This is a genomic window from Barnesiella intestinihominis YIT 11860 (assembly GCF_000296465.1).
Taxonomy (GTDB): domain Bacteria; phylum Bacteroidota; class Bacteroidia; order Bacteroidales; family Barnesiellaceae; genus Barnesiella; species Barnesiella intestinihominis.
On the sequence record NZ_JH815206.1, the window covers coordinates 50558 to 69616 of the forward strand.

Annotated in this window: 14 protein-coding genes; 9 read left to right on the plus strand and 5 right to left on the minus strand. The window is 44.7% G+C overall.

From position 1 onward, the window contains the following. Positions 1-26 precede the first annotated feature (26 nt). Positions 27-2525 (plus strand): family 20 glycosylhydrolase, encoded by a 2499-nt coding sequence (locus HMPREF9448_RS12230; protein ID WP_008862886.1) that lies wholly within the window; start codon positions 27-29, stop codon positions 2523-2525. Positions 2526-2725: 200 nt separating this feature from the next. Here HMPREF9448_RS12230 and HMPREF9448_RS12235 read toward each other — a convergent pair whose 3' ends face one another. Further along, positions 2726-3730 carry an aspartate-semialdehyde dehydrogenase gene (locus HMPREF9448_RS12235; RefSeq protein WP_008862887.1) on the minus strand — a complete coding sequence of 335 codons (1005 nt, stop codon included), beginning with the start codon at positions 3728-3730 and terminating at the stop codon, positions 2726-2728. A 314-nt stretch (positions 3731-4044) separates the two neighbouring features. On the opposite strand from HMPREF9448_RS12235, the gene HMPREF9448_RS12240 reads away from it, so the two are divergent. After that, a complete protein-coding gene (locus HMPREF9448_RS12240) occupies positions 4045-6198 on the plus strand; it encodes a cation:proton antiporter (protein WP_008862888.1) in 2154 nt (717 codons plus the stop codon). Positions 6199-7163: 965 nt separating this feature from the next. On the opposite strand, the gene HMPREF9448_RS12245 is transcribed toward HMPREF9448_RS12240, so the two are convergent. Next, on the minus strand, positions 7164-7436 hold the full coding sequence (locus HMPREF9448_RS12245) for an HU family DNA-binding protein (protein ID WP_008862889.1): 273 nt from the start codon (positions 7434-7436) through the stop codon (positions 7164-7166). Between the two features lie 252 nt (positions 7437-7688). Here HMPREF9448_RS12245 and HMPREF9448_RS12250 point away from each other — a divergent pair, with 252 nt between their 5' ends. From HMPREF9448_RS12250 to HMPREF9448_RS14485, 7 genes are all read left to right on the plus strand, one after another. After that, positions 7689-8387, plus strand: a complete 699-nt coding sequence (locus HMPREF9448_RS12250; RefSeq protein ID WP_008862890.1) for a rhomboid family intramembrane serine protease — start codon at positions 7689-7691, stop codon at positions 8385-8387. Next, complete coding sequence (locus tag HMPREF9448_RS12255) at positions 8368-9261, plus strand: rhomboid family intramembrane serine protease (protein WP_008862891.1); 894 nt, start codon at positions 8368-8370, stop codon at positions 9259-9261. Before HMPREF9448_RS12250 ends, HMPREF9448_RS12255 begins: the two co-directional genes overlap by 20 nt. Before the next feature lie 7 nt (positions 9262-9268). After that, a complete protein-coding gene (locus HMPREF9448_RS12260; protein WP_008862892.1) occupies positions 9269-10345 on the plus strand; it encodes an endonuclease/exonuclease/phosphatase family protein in 1077 nt (358 codons plus the stop codon). Positions 10346-10364: 19 nt separating this feature from the next. Continuing rightward, on the plus strand, positions 10365-12455 hold the full coding sequence (locus HMPREF9448_RS12265) for a M3 family metallopeptidase (protein ID WP_008862893.1): 2091 nt from the start codon (positions 10365-10367) through the stop codon (positions 12453-12455). A gap of 157 nt (positions 12456-12612) precedes the next feature. Continuing rightward, positions 12613-12870 (plus strand): NfeD family protein, encoded by a 258-nt coding sequence (locus HMPREF9448_RS12270; protein ID WP_008862894.1) that lies wholly within the window; start codon positions 12613-12615, stop codon positions 12868-12870. A gap of 13 nt (positions 12871-12883) precedes the next feature. Next, the gene (locus HMPREF9448_RS12275; protein ID WP_008862895.1) at positions 12884-13924 is read left to right on the plus strand and encodes an acyltransferase family protein; all 1041 of its coding nucleotides are present in this window, start codon (positions 12884-12886) and stop codon (positions 13922-13924) included. A 68-nt stretch (positions 13925-13992) separates the two neighbouring features. Continuing rightward, positions 13993-14931: an acyltransferase family protein gene (locus HMPREF9448_RS14485; protein WP_262483673.1), complete on the plus strand. Its 939-nt coding sequence runs from the start codon at positions 13993-13995 to the stop codon at positions 14929-14931. Between the two features lie 60 nt (positions 14932-14991). Here the strand turns inward: HMPREF9448_RS14485 and HMPREF9448_RS12285 are convergent, their stop codons facing one another. From HMPREF9448_RS12285 to HMPREF9448_RS12295, 3 genes are read right to left on the minus strand one after another with little or no spacing between them, the layout of a single operon-like run. Then, positions 14992-16584: a S41 family peptidase gene (locus HMPREF9448_RS12285; protein ID WP_008862897.1), complete on the minus strand. Its 1593-nt coding sequence runs from the start codon at positions 16582-16584 to the stop codon at positions 14992-14994. 13 nt (positions 16585-16597) lie between these two features. Beyond that, complete coding sequence (gene coaD, locus HMPREF9448_RS12290) at positions 16598-17071, minus strand: pantetheine-phosphate adenylyltransferase (RefSeq protein ID WP_008862898.1); 474 nt, start codon at positions 17069-17071, stop codon at positions 16598-16600. Then, complete coding sequence (locus tag HMPREF9448_RS12295) at positions 17052-18917, minus strand: DNA topoisomerase IV subunit B (RefSeq protein ID WP_008862899.1); 1866 nt, start codon at positions 18915-18917, stop codon at positions 17052-17054. Before HMPREF9448_RS12295 ends, coaD begins: the two co-directional genes overlap by 20 nt. Positions 18918-19059: the final 142 nt, after the last annotated feature.

Genomic DNA, 19059 nt, shown 5'->3' on the forward strand with positions numbered 1-19059 from the left:
TTCACACTAAATAACTCACCATGAAAATGAAACATTTGAAACATTTACTTATCGCATCGACTGTCACTGCACTTTGTGCTTGCAACAACACAAAGGAAAGTCCGGTCTCCCTGCAATGGGAAATGGTAAAAAACGGAGCAGCTCCCGGATTTTACGAAAGCTCGTTTACGATTACCAACACTTCAACTAAACCATTGGAATCAGATTGGGAAATATATTACACTCAGCTCTCTCCCAGACAAGTAAAAGTAAACGAAGATTCCCCCGTAATCATAGAGATGATAAATGCCGGTTATTACAAAATAGCGCCATCAGAATCATGGACTCCATTGGCTCCCGGCGACTCGATTAAAATAAGCTATTTGAATCAAGGTATTTTTACTCAAACTTTATTCACTCCCAAATCGCCATTTTTTGTCACGAACAATGGTACACAAATCTCTATCCCGCTCTCTATCGCACCGTTCGATCGCAAAGAACAATGGACGGTTCAGGGGAGAATAGCTCCATCTTATCCCGACGGGGAAAAAGTATACGCCGACAATCAAGCCCTCGAAACCACATATAAGATACAAACCTACGACATGCTGCCTTCCCTGAAAGAAGTAACTCCGAGAGAAGGCACAAGTATAATATCCAAAGATATATCTTTGAGTGTCGAAGATGGTTTTGCCGACGAAGCGAAACTACTGATTCAAAATCTAAAAGAAATGGGATACAACGTCACAGACAAAGGTCAGACCGTTATAGCCCTGTGCCATTTCCCCCAAAACATGCAAGCCAAAAACGACGAGCACTACCGTCTCGACGTAAAAGACAATTACATAACCATCAGTGGCGGAACCCCACACGCTATTTTCAACGGGACTCAAACCCTCGTCTCATTACTCAAAAAACAGACTATTCCCGCTAAATTCGAAAATATAGCGATCAATGATTATCCCGACTTGTTATATCGGGGTATGATGCTCGACATCGCACGAAATTTCACGAAAAAAGCCGACTTGCTTAAACTGATAAACCAACTCGCCGCTTATAAAATAAACGTGCTTCATTTCCATTTTAGCGACGACGAGGCTTGGAGATTAGAAATCCCCGGATTGGAAGAACTCACTGCAATAGGGTCTCGCCGAGGATTCACCGAAGACGAAAGCCAACGCCTGTATCCCGTATATTACGGAGGCTGGAATCCAAACGATACCACAGCCACGGCAAACGGATATTATACCCGAGAAGATTTCATCGAGGTACTGCAATACGCTGCAAAACGACACATCACCGTCATACCCGAAATAGAATCGCCGGGACATGCACGCGCGGCTATCAAAGCGATGGAAGCTCGATTCAACCGATTGAAAGGAGAAGACATGGAAAAAGCCCGGGAATATCTCCTTTCCGAATCGGCCGACACATCGAAATATGTATCGGCACAAGCCTATACCGACAATATTATGAATGTAGCCTTGCCCTCCGTCTATCGTTTCATGGATAAAGTCAGCGACGAAATCATTAAAATGTACAAAGATGCCGGTGTACCTTTGGCAACGATTCACATCGGAGGAGACGAAGTACCCAAAGGGTCTTGGACAGGTTCCCCGCTCTGCCACAAATTCATGGAGGAAAAAGGCATGAAAGATACCCACGAGCTATCGGAATACTTCTTGGAAAACATCACGGAAATGCTGTCGAAAAAAGGAGTGAAAACTTCGGGCTGGCAAGAAGTCGCTCTACACCACTCTCCCGAAATGAACGCCCGCATAGCTCCCCGCTTCGCCGGTGTATATTGTTGGAGCACGATCGGCAAACGCGATGTTGTTCCTTACACCGTAGCCAACGAAGGATACGACGTAATACTTTGCAATGTCAACAACCTTTACATCGATTTGGCCTATAATCCGCACAAAGACGAACCGGGACTCACATGGGGAGGTTACGTCAATGAGTTTACATCGTTCAACATATTACCCTACAACATTTACTGCTCGGCAAGAGAAAATACGGCAGGAGAAAAGAACAATCTCAAAACAGCCGGAAAAGGGAAGATACAGCTCACAGAACAATCGCGTCCACGCATCAAAGGCGTACAGGCGCAACTTTTCTCCGAGACCATCGGCAGTTTCGATATGGTACAATACTATGTATTCCCCAAAATTTTCGGTCTGGTAGAACGCGGCTGGAATGCCTATCCCGAGTGGTCCCCTGTCCCGAACGACGATAAACAGGCTCTATATGAAAAGGCTCGGGCCATTTACAACGCCAAGATAGCCGAAATCGAACTGCCCCGTCTGGCTGCCGACGGTTTTAATTTCCGCGTGGCACAGCCCGGAATTAAAATTGTCGAAGGAAAACTATATGCCAACTCTCCCATTCCGCAGGCTGAAATAAGATACACCACCGACGGAAGCGAACCGACCGCAACCTCCACGCTTTGGGAAGCTCCTGTCGATTGCAGTGCCACAGTTGTCAAAGCAAAACTTTTCTATCTTGGGAAAGAAAGCCACACCACAGACTACAAGAACGATTAATCGATAAAAAACAGAAATGAAGAAGGCTGTATAAATTATACAGCCTTCTTCATTATATACCAATCACAATAGTAAACGAAAGTAGAAATAAGTTTGCTCCGTTTTATACCGAAACACAAACCACGTTCACAAACAAAAAATAGTACGTACGAATAGAGCCCATAACCGAAAACTCACGGAAGTCTCTATTCTCTACTTTGTTACTTCGAATGCTCCAATAAATACTCGGCGATCTGAACGGCATTCAAGGCGGCGCCTTTCTTAATCTGATCGCTCACAGTCCAGAAAGACAAGCCATTCGGATTAGAAATATCAGACCGGACACGCCCCACATACACAGGATCGTTACCTGCCTTATTCAATGGCATGGGATACACCCTGTTCTCCGGATCATCTTCCAAGACTACACCTTTCGCATGAGCGAATGCTTCACGAGCTTCCGACACAGAAACAGGTCGTTCTGTTTCTATCCAGATAGCCTCCGAATGAGCCCTCATCACCGGCACTCGCACGCAAGTAGCGCTCACGGCTATATCGGAATGCATAATCTTACGGGTTTCGTGAAACATTTTCATTTCCTCCTTCGTGTATAAATTGTCGGTGAAAACATCGACCTGAGGAATCAGATTATAGGCCAACTGAAAGAAAAATTTCTCTACCGTAGGAGTTTCACCCGCAACGATCTGTTCATATTGTTTTCTCAACTCGGCCATCGCCGATGCACCGGCTCCGCTCGCCGCCTGATAAGTTGCGACATGCACTCTCTTGATATGAGAAAGTGACTCTATGGCATTCAGGGCAACCACCATTTGTATGGTAGTACAATTAGGATTTGCGATAATCCCACGAGGACGCACGAATGCATCGTCGCCGTTCACTTCTGGAACAACCAAAGGAACATCTTTGTCCATGCGGAATGCACTCGAATTATCGATCATGATAGCACCGTATCGGGTAATCGTTTCGGCAAATTCCTTAGAAATTCCTGCACCTGCCGATGTGAAAGCTATATCCACACCTTTGAAATCGTCATTGTGTTTCAATTCCTTGACCGTAATTTGTTTACCTCGGAAGGTGTACTCACGACCCGCACTGCGAGAGGACCCGAACAACAACAGCTCGTCAATCGGGAAATTCCGCTCGTCCAAAACTTTTAGGAACTCTTGTCCGACAGCGCCACTGGCGCCCACAATAGCGACTTTCATTTTCTTTCTTTTATAATTACTACTTAGGAATCCTTATTATTCCAGAATACTAAAAATTGGCGCAAATATACAATTATTTATGAAATTCTATAACAAAACGCTCATTATTATATCATTCTCGCTGTATTTTAGCCATCAGTAACACATTTTGAACAGAAGGTCGAAAATCCTTGCAAGAAATAACTTTTATCATTAATTTTGCCACAAAGCGAAAATAGATTCCACTTTGGCAGAAACAAATCAATTTGCTTTCGTACTCGGGTCACTCTATTTTTGTCACCATTTATAAGTTTCGCATTTAAATTACAGGGGTTATGAGCGGTATCGCGACTCTACCTATCGAAAATCCGGTGCTGATATTTTTCATCGTGCTGGTCATTATTTTGTTTGCCCCGATATTACTCAACCGCATACGTGTTCCCCACATCATCGGTCTGATCATATCAGGTGTAATCATCGGCCCCAACGGTCTGAATCTATTGGCTCGCGACAGTAGTTTTGAAATTTTCGGAAACGTAGGAATCCTTTACCTCATGTTTTTGGCAGGACTCGAAATCGACATGTATGATTTCAAGAAAAGCAAAAAAGACGGGATCATATTCGGGCTATACACGTTTCTCATACCCATGATTTTAGGAACCGCGATCAGTTACTACACCCTCCATCTCAACCTAATGACTTCCATACTGTTGGCAAGCATGTACGCCTCGCATACGCTGATAGCCTACCCCATTATCAGCAGATATGGAATATCCCGTAGCCGAGCCGTCCCTATCACTATCGCCGGAACCATTTTCACAGTCTTGGGAGCCTTGATTATTTTAGCTGTAATTTCTGGTATGGTACGAGGCGACTTGACCGAATTTTTCTGGCTCAGACTATCGGTGAACATAACGATTTACAGCATAGCCATACTATACATTTATCCCCGGCTCACCCGATGGTTTTTCAAGACCTACAATGATAATGTCACGCAATTCATATTTATCTTGGCCCTTGTTTTCCTGGCATCTTATATGGCGCAAGTTATCGGGCTGGAAGCCATCTTGGGAGCATTTTTCGCAGGCATTGTTCTGAACCGTTTTATCCCCAACGTTTCCCCCTTGATGAACCGCCTCGAATTTGTAGGCAACGCCCTGTTCATACCCTATTTTCTCATAGGTGTAGGCATGCTCATCGATTTGAGAGTAATTTTCAAAAGCACCGAAACGATCATCGTCGCCGTAAACATGTCGGTAGTGGCAACCATCTGCAAATGGTTGGCAGCATGGCTCACTCAAAAAACCTGCCACATGACGAAATCCGACCGGCAACTCATCTTCGGACTGAGCAACGCTCAGGCCGCCGCCACGCTCGCGGCCGTCATCATCGGTCACGACATAGGACTTTTCAACGAAGAAATACTCAACGGCACTATCGTCATGATTTTAGTGACCTGCATTATCAGTACATTGGTTACCGAAAAGGCCGCCCGGCGCATAGTTATCGAAATACAAAATAACGAACCCGCCAGTTACAAGTCACCCATACAGAACGAGCAGATATTAATTCCTGTGGCTAATCCCGACACAATCGAGAACCTGATCAATCTGGCCCTCTTGTTAAAATCTCCGCAAAAGAAATCTGCACTTTACGCTTTGCATGTAACCGACGACGATAAAAAAAGCAACTTCCTCTCACAAGCCGTTCTCGAATATGCGGGGAAAGTAGCATCTTCCGCCGATACGAAATTAATCCCGATTGCCCGATACGACATGAACATAACCAGCGGGATTATCCACACCATGAAAGAAAAAAATATAACGGAGGTCGTACTCGGATTACATCACAAAGCAAATATCGTTGACACGTTTTTCGGCGCAAAAATAGAATCGCTCTTGAAAAGCACGAATAAAATGATACTCATTTCGAAATGTGTCAATCCCATAAACACGGTTACCCGTATCGTCATAGCCGTTCCCCGCAAGGCCGAATACGAAACAGGATTCGCCCGATGGATAGACCGAGTGGCGAACATGGCGAAACAAATAGGTTGCCGTGCTATATTCTATGCTTATGCCGAAACCATTCCCTATTTGAAAGCCCGGTTACGAGCCGGAAGATACAACATCAGAAACGAATTTGAAATTTTGGAAAGCTGGGACGATATTCTGCTTCTTGCTAATGTTGTACTTGACGACGACCTATTTATCGTTGTCAGTGCGCGCCCCACATCGGTTTCGTTTAATTCCGAGGCCGACAATATTCCTTCTTTCCTCTCCAAATATTTCGCCAACAACAATCTAATAGTCCTCTATCCCGAACAATTCGGCACAGCAGAACCGACACCCGTCTCTTTCATGGAACCGCTGTCTCACGACATGCTCAACCACTCCGAGATATTAGGACTCGAAAAAATTTTCAGACAGCTTATCACTTATAAAAAACGGTGGACTCACCGTAACCGCAAAAAGAAAATAGACCTTTGATAATTAAGAAGTTGTTTTAAATTTATTGAGAAATAATATTATCATTGCAAGCAGGTATGTTCCGGCCATATTGAGCCCCTGTCTCGCATCTTGAATCCCTTGATTTTTGTCAATAGCCCACTATTGACTGCATATCTCGGACTCCAATCTGCTTCAACATAGGGCTCAATCTGTCTCGGAATAAATTTAAAACAGCTTCTAAGATTCAGTAAAAAATCCGTGGGATAGACATGGATTTTAGCGATGCAATCTTCGCAGACAATCTCATTCCAGTCTTTTCAGAAAAAGGTCGAAAAGATTACATAATCTTTGATTGTGGAGTTTAACCCCTTCACCCTGAGGGTACTTCCCCCCTATTTCCTTGTGCCTTCACCACCCGATAAAAGCGGGATATTTGAGAGTAAAGTTTTTGTTTGTATTAACCCCTTCGTTCTCTGGACACTCCCCCTATGTTTATTCGGAAACACCCCATAATGCTACGGGGCACGGCAAGGAGGAGAGGGAGATGCATCACTCTGTTCCCGTTATCGAAGGTATTCACACTTCTCCCCTGTGTTTTGCACAGCAAAATATAGGGGAGAAACAGAGGAGCGATAGCGACGATGAGAGGGGTTAAGAATAATATCTTAGAGATTTTTGATTAGTGTTAGAAAAAATGGAATATTTATATAACCTCTCCCCCTGCCGTGTCCCGTAGTATTGCGGGGTGTTTCTGTAAGGAAATAGATGGGAAGTACCCGCAGGGCAAGGGGGTTGAAAAGATTATATAATTTTTGATGGAGGGAGTAGAGGTATAAAAGGACAATACCCTCTGATTTCCTACGGAATCGATATACCCATCAATTATCGACAGATCCATTCCCCCTACCTATCGACCGAGCTATAAACGACTGTCGAGGCATATAAATAAAAAAAGGAGAGACCTTCCCAGCCTTTCCTTTTCTATGCCATAATAAAATAAATGCTTATTTTACTTTGTCTGCCAATTCTGCACCGGCTTTGAATTTAACCACTTTCTTAGCAGCGATAGTGATTTTTTGTTTGGTTGCAGGGTTGATACCCGTACGAGCTGCTTTTTCAGTAACACCGAAAGTTCCGAAACCGATAAGGGCCACTTTGTCACCCTTAACAAGAGATTCAGAAACAGCTTCTACGAAAGCATCCAATGCTTTTTTAGCATCAACTTTGCTCAAACCGGCTTTTTCTGCCATGGCATTGATAAGTTCAGTTTTGTTCATAACGCGTATAATTTAAAGTTAAGTAAATAATTCTCCATGAAGAGCAGCACCGCAAATGTAAAGATTAAAATGAAATACTGCAAACAATAAAGTAAAAAAATATAATAAAAGCCTCGATTTTATAATATAAGCAAGCTATATTTGACTAAATACTCGAAAAATCATTACTTTTGTCCGCACAATCAGAGTATAATACATTTACCCTGCTTGGAATGAATGGTTTACACTTCGTAAGAAAAGTACATTTGATATATGCAAAACAGATCATTTTTGGGATCTATACCACCGGTGACACTCAACTTGATTATCGTTAACTTCATCGTGTGGCTGGCAGCTTTAACTCTACCTAAAATTGCCGGAATAAATTTGAACTATTGGCTGGGGTTACACTATTTTGCAGCCGACGATTTCAATGTCGTGCAGTTGATTACCTACATGTTTTTACACGACACCAGCGGAATAGAACATATTTTCTTCAATATGTTCTCCGTTTTCATGTTCGGTAGAACTCTCGAAGCCGTATGGGGAGGGAAACGTTTTCTATTCTACTACATTACCACAGGAATGGGAGCGGCATTGGTGCAAGAAGCGGCATGGTACTTCGAACTACGTTCAGCCATATCGGAAACCGTAGCATTGTACGGTTGGGAACAAACGTCCCAACTACTCAACAACTTTATAACCGTAGGAGCTTCTGGCGCAGCATTCGGTATTTTATTGGCTTTCGGCATGTTATTTCCGAATGCTCCATTGTTCATCATATTCATACCCATTCCCATCAAGGCAAAATACTTTGTCATCTTTTACGGGTTACTCGAATTATTCTTCGGTGTCAGCGGAAGCATGAGCAGCGTGGCTCACTTTGCACATTTAGGCGGCATGCTCTTCGGCTTCTTCTTGATTCGTTATTGGAAAAAGAAAGGAATAGGCGGTGGCGGATTCTATTATTGACAAACTGAAACAGCAATTCCGGCAAGGCTCCGTATTGCTGAAACTCATCTATATCAACGTAGCGATCTTTCTGCTACTGAGACTCACATGGGTCGTTTTGATGCTGTTCAATATCGACGGATATGTCATACTGCCCTTCATCGAAATGCCATCGATACCCTATGAGTTCATCACCCATCCGTGGACTCTGCTCACATACATGTTCGTCCATTACGATGTATGGCACATTCTGTTCAACATGCTTTGGCTATATTGGTTCGGGCAAATATTTCTCATGTCGTTCAGTGAAAAACAAATGGTAGGGCTATATCTTTTAGGAGGTATAGCCGGTGGTTTATTATATCTGCTTTCGTACAATTTGTTTCCCTATTTCGATGGCAAAGAAGGATTGATGTGCGGAGCCTCTGCCTCGATAATCGCCATTGTCGTAGCCACGGCATTCCGAATGCCCGACTACAAAGTCAACCTGCTTTTTCTCGGAGCTATATCTTTGAAATACATCGCACTGGTTACTATCGTCATTGACTTGTTGAGTGTCACATCGGCCAACGGAGGAGGGCACATCGCTCACCTCGGAGGAGCCCTTCTCGGTTACTGGTTTATTGTGCGATGGGAAAAAGGGAAAGATTTGACGGCGCCTGTCAACAAACTCATCGACAAAATCGTAACGGGATTCAAACCCCGCCCGAAAATCAAAGTGTCACGACCTTCGAACCGATCCTCTTCCCGGCCCGAGACCGATATGGAATACCGAGCCCGCAAAAAGAAAGAAAACGACGAAATCGATTCGATTCTCGACAAAATAAAAAAATCGGGGTATACCTCGCTCTCTGCCGAAGAAAAGAAAAGACTGTTCGAAGCCGGGAAAAAATAACGTGGTAATGAAACATGTCGTCAAAGTCATATTATTGCTGCTCAATCTGCTATGGGGGCTTTTGCTCGTCATCGGCTCCTACTCGGCATACTTTCCCTCCCGCATAGGCATACTGGTCGAACTCTTATTTCCGCTGAATCTGTTTGCCTGCATAGCGTTCTTTTTTATATGGCTCGCCTATAATCCCCGTTATATATGGGTTCCGCTCGCCGCACTGGTCATCTCTTGGGGAGGAATAGCCCGATACTGTCCGGTACATAAACCACAGCCGATAGACAACAGCCAACCCGGTTTTTCCCTGATGACTTACAATGCCTACTTCTTCCTCGATTATGAAGGAACAGATACCCGACAAAACCGAACCCTTTCCTTTATCCTCTCGCAAAATGCCGACCTTGTTTGCTTGCAGGAAAGTCCGGGTCTGATCGCTCCGAATCCGGGATTGAAAATCACCGGAGAACAAATAGACAGTATACACACGCTGTATCCCTACCGCATTCCTACGACCCACGGTATGAATTTCCTGTCGAAATACCCGGCGACATTGTTGTTCGATACGGTATATTCCGAGTCGAGCGCCATCGCCATTTACCGGGTAAAGATAGAAGACCATACAGTCACCGTTGTCAACCAACACATGGAATCTATTGGATTGACTCAAACCGACAAAGAACTATATCATGAAATCACAGCACACCCGAATACCGACCGACTGGACGAAATAAAGAAACACTTGTTGTCCAAACTCATGAACGCAGCCGAAATTCGAAATCGCCAAACCAACCTGACAGCCGAGAAAATACAAAACATTCCCGGTAATATCATCGTCTGCGGTGACTTCAACGACTCACCTTTATCCTATTCTGTCCGAAAGCTCCACAGTATGGGTTTTCGCGACGCCTACAACGAATTGGGATTAGGACCGGGAATCACATATCATGCCAATCGCTTCTGGTTCCGCATCGACCATATCCTATACAAAGGCAATATGGAAGCCCGATGGCTTGTCCGCCAACGACATAAAAGTTCAGACCATTATCCCCTTGTCACAAGGTTTGTATGGGAAAATTCCGAAAATCATTAACACAGTAATATTATACCTCATGAAAAAACTTTTAGTAACATCGTTAACTTGTCTTATGATGATCTCTTGCAATCAAAAAGAGAATCCGCTGCTTAGCGAGTTCAGCACTCCTTTCGGGGTTCCACCGTTCGAACAAATAAAGCCCGAGCACTACTTGCCGGCTTTTGAAGAAGGCATCCGTCAGCACGATGCCGAAATTGCCGCAATCATTGCCAACCCCGAGGCTCCTACATTCAAAAACACCATCGAACCGCTCGAATTCAGCGGTATGCTACTGACTCAGGTCAATCTGATATTCAGCAGTTTGACCGAGGCGGAAACGAACGACGAACTCCAAGCCATCGCCAAAGAGATTTCGCCCAAACTGACCGAGCATTACGACAACATCTCGCTCAACGGAGAACTCTTTGCCCGAATTAAAACTGTATACGAGAACCGGGATAAAGAGAACCTCGACACCGAACAGATGAAAGTTCTCGAAAACCACTACAAAGACTTTGTTCGTGCGGGTGCTCTTCTCTCCGAAGAAGATAAAGCCACGCTTCGCGAGATTAACAAAGAATTGGCTATGCTTTCCATACAATACGGAGACAATGCCTTAGCCGAATCAAACGCTTTTGAACTGGTCATCGACAATGAAACCGACCTCGCAGGCTTGCCCGAGGCAGTAGTCACGGCAGCAGCCGACGAAGCGGCTGCTCGCAACAAAGCCGGTAAATGGGTATTTACCCTCGATGCACCCAGCCGCATCCCATTCCTGCAATACGCCGACAACCGCAATCTGCGCGAAAAAGTTTATAAAGCCTATATCAACAAAGCCGACAACGACAACGAATTCGACAATAAAGAAATCGTATCGAAAATGGTCAACCTCCGTTTAAAGAAGGCCAATCTACTGGGATTCAATACCTATGCCGACTTTGCCCTCGATGATCGCATGGCAAAAACCGATGCGAACGTCAACGATCTCATCAATCGGGTATGGGCCTATGCGATACCTCGTGCAAAAGAAGAAGTAGCCGACATGCAAAAGATCATTGACGCCGAAGGCGGCGAGTTCAAACTCGCCCCGTGGGATTGGTGGTACTATGCCGAAAAAGTACGCAAAGCCAAATACGATTTGAACGAAGACGAACTGAAACCCTATTTCAGCCTCGACAACGTACGTGAAGGTGCGTTCATGGTTGCCAATAAATTATATGGAATCACTATCACCGAATTGAAAGATATGCCGGTCTATCACCCCGACGTCCGCGCATTCGAAGTGAAAGATGCCGACGGCAAACATTTGGCCGTATTCTATACCGATTACTTCCCCCGTGCCGGGAAACGTGCCGGAGCTTGGATGTACAACTTCCGTGAAGCCTATGTACAAGACGGTAAGGAAGTACGCCCCATCGTTTACAACGTGGCCAACTTCACCAAACCTACCGCCGATACTCCCTCTTTGCTTACCATCGACGAAGTGCAAACTCTTTTCCACGAATTCGGACATGCCCTGCACGGCATGCTCACCCGTTGCCACTACCCCTCGGTAAGCGGGACCAGTGTCGCACGCGATTTCGTAGAGCTACCGTCGCAAATCAACGAACACTGGGCAACGCACCCCGAAGTATTGAAATTATATGCCAAACACTATCAAACCGGCGAAATCATTCCCGACTCGTTAATCGCCAAAATGGAGGCAGCCTCTAAATTCAATCAAGGATTCGCCACCACCGAATTTTTAGCTGCGGCTATCCTCGACATACGTTGGCACGAAATAGACGAAGTTAAAGAATACGATGTGCGCCAATTCGAAAAAGAAGTAGCGCAATCCGTCGGACTCATCGACGAAATCACCTATCGCTACCGTAGCACCTACTTCTCGCACATCTTCACCAACGATTACTGTGCAGGATATTACAGCTACATCTGGGCCGAAGTTCTCGATGCCGATGCTTTCGACGCATTCAAAGAACACGGTATCTTCGACCCGGCGACAGCCAAAGCATTCCGTGAAAACATTCTCGAAAAAGGCGGGAGCGAGGATCCCATGAAACTTTATCGCCAATTCCGTGGAGCAGAGCCTAATCCCGATGCCCTGCTTCGCAACCGGGGATTGAAATAATAATTTCCTCTATACAGGAAAAGGGAGCTGTGCCGTGGCACAGCTCCCTTTCTTATAAAAAATATCGATACCCTTTCAATTTATCGATATTCCCATTATATTTGTACATAAACAACAGACACATAACCTCGGAAAAACGATCCGATTTCAAATTGCGATGGACATAATCATATCAAGTTGGCTCTTGTGGCTCATTATTGCGGCCATACTTGTTATCATAGAACTGCTCACTTCCATGATAGCGACATTCTGTTTGGCAACAGGTTGCCTAATAGCCATGGTATGCGCCCTGCTGGACTGGGGCGTCGAAGCGCAGCTGATCGGAGCCATAATCGGCACTGTAATCGCATTTATACTCGTCCAAACAAAGCGAGGGAAGGGTAATATCTCGGTTCAATCCTTCATATCGTTATAAATACCAACGCACATTGAATACAAACTGTGACAAATCGAGAAGCGTAAAATTGCCTACACAAAAACGAATCGACAGTATTGATCTGTTCAAAGGAATCGCCATTCTGGGAATCGTGTGGAAACACACCTTTCACCCGCAATGGTGCGATCTCATTCACATAAGCGCGCTTTTCTTCATCTTATCGGGAATCTTTTTCAAAGACGAGCCATTCATTCCCTTTCTAAAAAAGAAAATCCGAACCATACTTATTCCGTTCCTTTTCTTTTACATACTTTCCTATCTCGCCCGAATAGCCTTCTATTTCAGACACTTTCGCACCCTACACGGATTCGCATGGGATAGCCTGTTGGAAATCTTTTCTATTTCCAATACACCCGACTACCTCACAGTGAACATACCTCTGTGGTTTCTCGTCTGCCTGTTCGTCATGCAAATTATCTTTTGGTGTCTGAACAGAGTAATACCCCGTAATAAATACCGCAGCTGCTGGTTCTTGGTAATCTTAGCTGCCCTATACGCTGGTTACGGTACAATCGAGTCTTGGCACTCGCCGTTTATGTTCAATGTCGCCATCGAGTGCCTTCCCTATTTTATTGCTGGAAACCTTTTCGGACTACAAATAGCCCGATTTCTTTCCAAGTCCTCTCTGAAATATCTCCTCGCCCCGACATGTTTTGCCCTGTTCATCGGGTTCCAATACTTGCCGATCGATATCTCTATCCTTGCCTTTATCAAAGCATTGACCATATTCGTAGCAATACTTTCCCTACTGTCTTGCTTCGAAAACAGCTGCTCGATGATATGGACGACAGTCCGATATTTCGGGAAATCATCACTCTTTATCATGGGTATTCATGTACTCCTATTAGCCCCTATACAATCGATGGCTCGCGCCATCACCGGAAAACCGGACTTACTCACCGGATTAATCTGCCTTGCGCTTACTATGCTCCTCATATACTTTCTTATACCTTTCACCGAGAAATATATCCCGTGGGCTATCGGGAGACAACGACAAAAACAGGACACGAAATCATCTCAATCAACAGAATAGTATGAATAAACAAGTTTTAACAATTAGGGGGGGGGGTAAAACCAACCTCTTCAAAACGAATCGATTACATCGATCTTATTAAAGGAATCGCCATCATCGGTGTCGTATGGAGTCACACTGTACACCCGCAATGGTACAATGTAACCTACATAAATGCACTTTTTTTCTTTCTCTCCGGATTCTTTTTCAAAGAAGAACCATTTCCCGCTTTCCTAAAAAAGAAAGTCAAAACGCTCATTATCCCATTCACTTTCTTCTACCTCCTATCCTACCCGTTCCGAATCATTTTTAACCTTTGGGATTACCGTACGCTCAACAACTTCGACTGGGGGTGTATCTTCGATGTATTCGACATAACAAACAAAAGCGATTATCTATTTGTCAATGTTCCGCTTTGGTTCATATTTTGCTTGTTCGCCATGCAACTGATATACTGGTGCATGAACAAGATCACTCCGGAAAAATACCGGACAATCATATATCTCATATTGACCGCAGTAATCATGATCTGGAACGAGGAAATCAAATCTTACCCGACCATTTTCATGTTCAATAACGCAGTGCAATGGTTGCCCTATTTCATAATCGGCAACTTGTTCGGCCTGAAATTATCTCGCTTGATTCTCGACTACCCATCAAAATACATCATTGTACTGACAACCCTCGTCACTTTCATCGGCTTACAAGCCATCGACTGTAATCTGCCTGCCTATTTTTTCCTAAAAGCCATCGTCTTGTTTCTTTGTTTCATGTCCGCCCTTTCCTATTTCAACGACAACAAGAACCATATATGTGCGATTGTTCGTACCTTAGGAACATCTACCCTCTTTATCCTCTGCATACATATTCTCATACAAACTCCTTTCCAACGAGCCATCATGAAAATATTCGGGCATCGGGAAGTATTCACCGGATACATCGACGTCGCACTCACCCTGCTCGTCATATATCTCCTCATTCCCTTCGTGAATAAATATCTTCCTTGGGCGATCGGGAAAAAAAGATAAGGATAAAAAAGAACCGGGGCTAGAATTATCCAGCCCCGGTATCTATATAGACAAACTACTTTATGACTTAGGTTGTAACAAACGATTATACTCCAAATCGTCATTTATAATTTCCATAGCCTTGACGAACGAAGGATTTCGAGGATTCATTACTCTGAAATAGGCAGCCGTGTCGAACATATCCCGGGCAATAAGAGCCTTTATCTGCAAAGCTATCAACCCTTTGGATTTCCGATACTGCTCCTCGTTATATTTCACCTTTTCGGTTTCTCCCATCTTCAACAATTCAGCGAGCATATCGTCCGTAACCGCAAATTCTTCGACAAACTGGTCCACCTTTTTATACTTATTCGTCAACTCTTTCCGATGGCTGTCGAGATAATTGACCGGATATTGATTCAATACCCCTTTCGCCAACAAATCCCGATGGAAATCGGTATAAATCGTCGTGTCTAACGGTATAAAAATATCGGGCATAATACCCCCGCCACCATATACCGTACGTTTACTCTTCAAAGTTTGGAATTGCAATGAATCCGGGAAATGAATGCTATCGGTATAAATAAGCTCTCCATGATTGAACCGGTCTAGCAATTCCCGCTCGTATGCCTCGTGGCCTTTGTCATAAGGCTTCTGTATACTCCTGCCAGAAGGCGTATAATATCGGGCGACAGTCAACCTTATCATCGATCCGTCGGGGAATGGTATGGGACGTTGAACCAAACCTTTTCCGAAGGTACGACGCCCTACGATTATACCCCGGTCCCAATCTTGAATCGCTCCCGAAAGGATTTCACTTGCCGAAGCCGAGCTCTCATCGACCAGCAAAACTAATTTCCCCTTTTGGAACTGCCCCCGTTTCGAAGCGAAAGCATCGTCCCGTGGAGAACGACGACCCTCGGTATAAACGATCGACTGCCCGTCGGCCAAAAACTCGTCGGCCATAGCGATAGCACTGGTCAAGAATCCACCGCCGTTGCCTTGCAAGTCGACAATAAGATTCTTCATACCTTTCTTTTTCAACTCCTTAATGGCATCAGAAAATTCCTTGTCTGTCGTCACGGCAAAACGGCTCACCCGTATATAACCCGTTTCTTTATCGGCCATATAAGATGCATCGATACTGTAAATAGGTATTTTATCGCGTACGATTCTGAATTCGATAGGCTCCTTCACCCCTTTGCGCAATACGGTCACTCGCACCACCGTACCCGATTCCCCGCGTAGCCGTTTCATGATGTCGGTATTTTTCATCTTCACTCCGGCTATGGTTGTATCGTTTACAGCGATGATACGGTCACCCGCCAATATTCCCACCTTTTCCGAAGGTCCGCCAACGATAGTCTGTATCACATACAACGTATCTTTATTCATATTGAACTGGATACCCACTCCGCTGAAATTACCCTGTAAAGGCTCGTTCATCTCCCGGGTCTCCTCGACTGTCGTGTAGGTCGAATGCGGATCGAGTTTATCGAGCATACCCCGAATGGCATCCTCCACCAACTTATTCTCGTCTACCTCATCGACATACAAATTCGTTATGGCGAAATCGGCTAAACTGAGTTTTCGCATTCCTTCGCTTTGGCCTTGCGACCACATGGCTCCCACCGCTATCACGGGTAGGAATATGATAAAAAATAGTCTTTTCATCTTCAACTTAAAATTATACTAATTTCAACCCTTTGGGAACAAATTCATCGACACTGTGACCGAACCTTAAAAGCTCCCGCACAATGGTAGAACTGATATGAGTCAATTCCGGCTCGGTAAACAAAATTATCGTCTCTACCCCCGATAATTTCCGGTTCACGTCGGCGATAGTCTTCTCATACTCGAAATCATTCACCGACCGGATACCCCGCAGAATAAACCGGGCATTCCATTGCTTCGCAAGGTCGATGGTGAGGCTGTCGTACGAAACGACTCGAATCCGAGGATTATCCCGAAACAAATCCCTCAACATTTCCAACCGCTGTTCCACGGTGAAATAAGTGCGTTTCGAATCATTGATACCTATGGCTATGACCACTTCATCGAGCAATTCGAGCCCCCTGCTCACAATCGACATATGACCGAGAGTAAAAGGGTCGAATGTTCCCGGGAACACAGCTATCCTTTTAGACGAGATTGGTGTCATCTTCTATAACCAGATTTTGTATAATAAAGTTTTGCCTTTCCATGGTGTTCTTGCCCATATAAAATTCGAGCAAATCTTTCACCAAATCCTCCTTACGCAGCGATACCCGGTCGAGACGCATATCCGGTCCGATAAACTGACGGAACTCGTCGGGCGAAATCTCACCCAATCCTTTGAATCGTGTCACTTCGGGATTCGCTCCGCACTTCTTGATAGCGGCGAGCCGTTCCTCGTCTGTATAGCAATAATGTGTTTCTTTTTTATTCCTCACGCGAAACAGCGGAGTCTGTAAAATATAAACATGCCCTTTCTTGATAAGGTCGGGGAAAAATTGCAAAAGAAAAGTAATCATCAGCAAGCGGATATGCATACCGTCCACATCGGCATCGGTTGCGATAATCACCTTATTATACCGGAGCCCCTCGATACCGTCCTCTATATTAAGGGCAGCTTGCAGCAAGTTGAACTCCTCGTTCTCATAAACGACCTTTTGGGTCAGTCCGTAAGTATTCAACGGCTTACCCCGCAAAGAGAAGACCGCTTGCGTCTCCACATTACGGATCTTGGTAATCGAACCGCTCGCCGAGTCCCCCTCGGTAATGAAAATACAGCTCTCGTCCTGCCGGTCGCCTTTGGTATCGTTGTAGTGTATGCGGCAATCACGCAACTTGCGGTTATTCAAATTCGCTTTCTTCGCACGCTCCCGTGCCAACTTCGTAACCCCCGCTATTGCTTTGCGTTCCTTTTCCGAAGCCAATATCTTTTTCAGCATCACATCGGCCACTTCGCCGTTTTTATGCAGATAATTATCCAATTCCTTTTTCAAGAAATCGCCGATGAACTTTGCGATAGTCGGTCCATCAGGTCCCACGTCTTTCGAACCGAGCTTGGTCTTGGTTTGCGACTCGAATACAGGTTCTTCCACCTTGATACTGATTGCCGCTACCATACCGTTACGAATATCGGTATATTCGAAATTCTTGGCATAAAACTCCTTAATCGTACGGGTAGCTGCCTCTCTGAAAGCAGTCAAGTGCGTTCCTCCCTGCGTCGTATGTTGCCCGTTCACAAACGAATAATATTCCTCGCCATATTGGTTGCTATGCGTGATAACCACCTCTATATCCGCTCCCGACAAATGAATGATAGGATATAAAGGTTCGGTCGTCATATATTCGTTCAACAAATCGACCAATCCATTACGGGAATGGAATTTACGTCCGTTCAACAAAATGGTCAGTCCCGTATTTAAGAACACATAGTTTTTAAGCAACGGCTCTATCAATTCCTCCCGGTAAGCATAATTTTTAAAAATCGTTCCATCGGGAGAAAACTGAACCAATGTACCGTTCGGCTCGTCGGTAGGCGTCAAACCGCTCTCCGAGACCACTTCTCCGCAAGCATAACTCACCGAGTTACTCATTCCGTCGCGATAAGACTGTATGAAAAAACTCGACGACAAAGCATTGACCGCCTTGATACCGACACCGTTCAGACCGACAGACTTTTTAAATGCCTTCGAATCGTACTTTCCGCCCGTATTCATCTTGGAAGAGACATCTTTCACTTTGTCGAGAGGTATACCCCGACCATAATCCCTCACCGAAACGACCTCACTCGAAATCTCCACGACAATCTGTTTGCCAAAGCCCATCATGTGCTCGTCGAGAGCATTGTCGAGAACCTCCTTCAACAATACATAAATGCCGTCATCGGCATGAGAACCGTCCCCCAACTTCCCGATATACATACCAGGGCGGCGACGGATATGCTCCTTCCAATCGAGCGTCTTAATAGCATCGGAGCCGTACTCGAACTCAGAATTTATATTCGTATTCTCTTCCATAAATATCTATCTCTCACCGCTGATTTTTCGTATAATGCAAAGATAAAGCAAGCCGGGAGTAGAAACAAGCGCACTTGGTTATACCGAGGCACAGCCCATTTTCGCATTATGCAAAGATAACGCTAAAAAAGAGTAAAAAAAA

Coding starts and splice junctions, on each gene's coding strand:
- HMPREF9448_RS12230 (WP_008862886.1), top strand. CDS start 27: ATGAAACATTTGAAACATTTACTTATCGCATCGACTGTCACTGCACTT.
- HMPREF9448_RS12235 (WP_008862887.1), bottom strand. CDS start 3,730: ATGAAAGTCGCTATTGTGGGCGCCAGTGGCGCTGTCGGACAAGAGTTC.
- HMPREF9448_RS12240 (WP_008862888.1), top strand. CDS start 4,045: ATGAGCGGTATCGCGACTCTACCTATCGAAAATCCGGTGCTGATATTT.
- HMPREF9448_RS12245 (WP_008862889.1), bottom strand. CDS start 7,436: ATGAACAAAACTGAACTTATCAATGCCATGGCAGAAAAAGCCGGTTTG.
- HMPREF9448_RS12250 (WP_008862890.1), top strand. CDS start 7,689: ATGCAAAACAGATCATTTTTGGGATCTATACCACCGGTGACACTCAAC.
- HMPREF9448_RS12260 (WP_008862892.1), top strand. CDS start 9,269: ATGAAACATGTCGTCAAAGTCATATTATTGCTGCTCAATCTGCTATGG.
- HMPREF9448_RS12265 (WP_008862893.1), top strand. CDS start 10,365: ATGAAAAAACTTTTAGTAACATCGTTAACTTGTCTTATGATGATCTCT.
- HMPREF9448_RS12270 (WP_008862894.1), top strand. CDS start 12,613: ATGGACATAATCATATCAAGTTGGCTCTTGTGGCTCATTATTGCGGCC.
- HMPREF9448_RS12285 (WP_008862897.1), bottom strand. CDS start 16,584: ATGAAAAGACTATTTTTTATCATATTCCTACCCGTGATAGCGGTGGGA.
- coaD (WP_008862898.1), bottom strand. CDS start 17,071: ATGACACCAATCTCGTCTAAAAGGATAGCTGTGTTCCCGGGAACATTC.
- HMPREF9448_RS12295 (WP_008862899.1), bottom strand. CDS start 18,917: ATGGAAGAGAATACGAATATAAATTCTGAGTTCGAGTACGGCTCCGAT.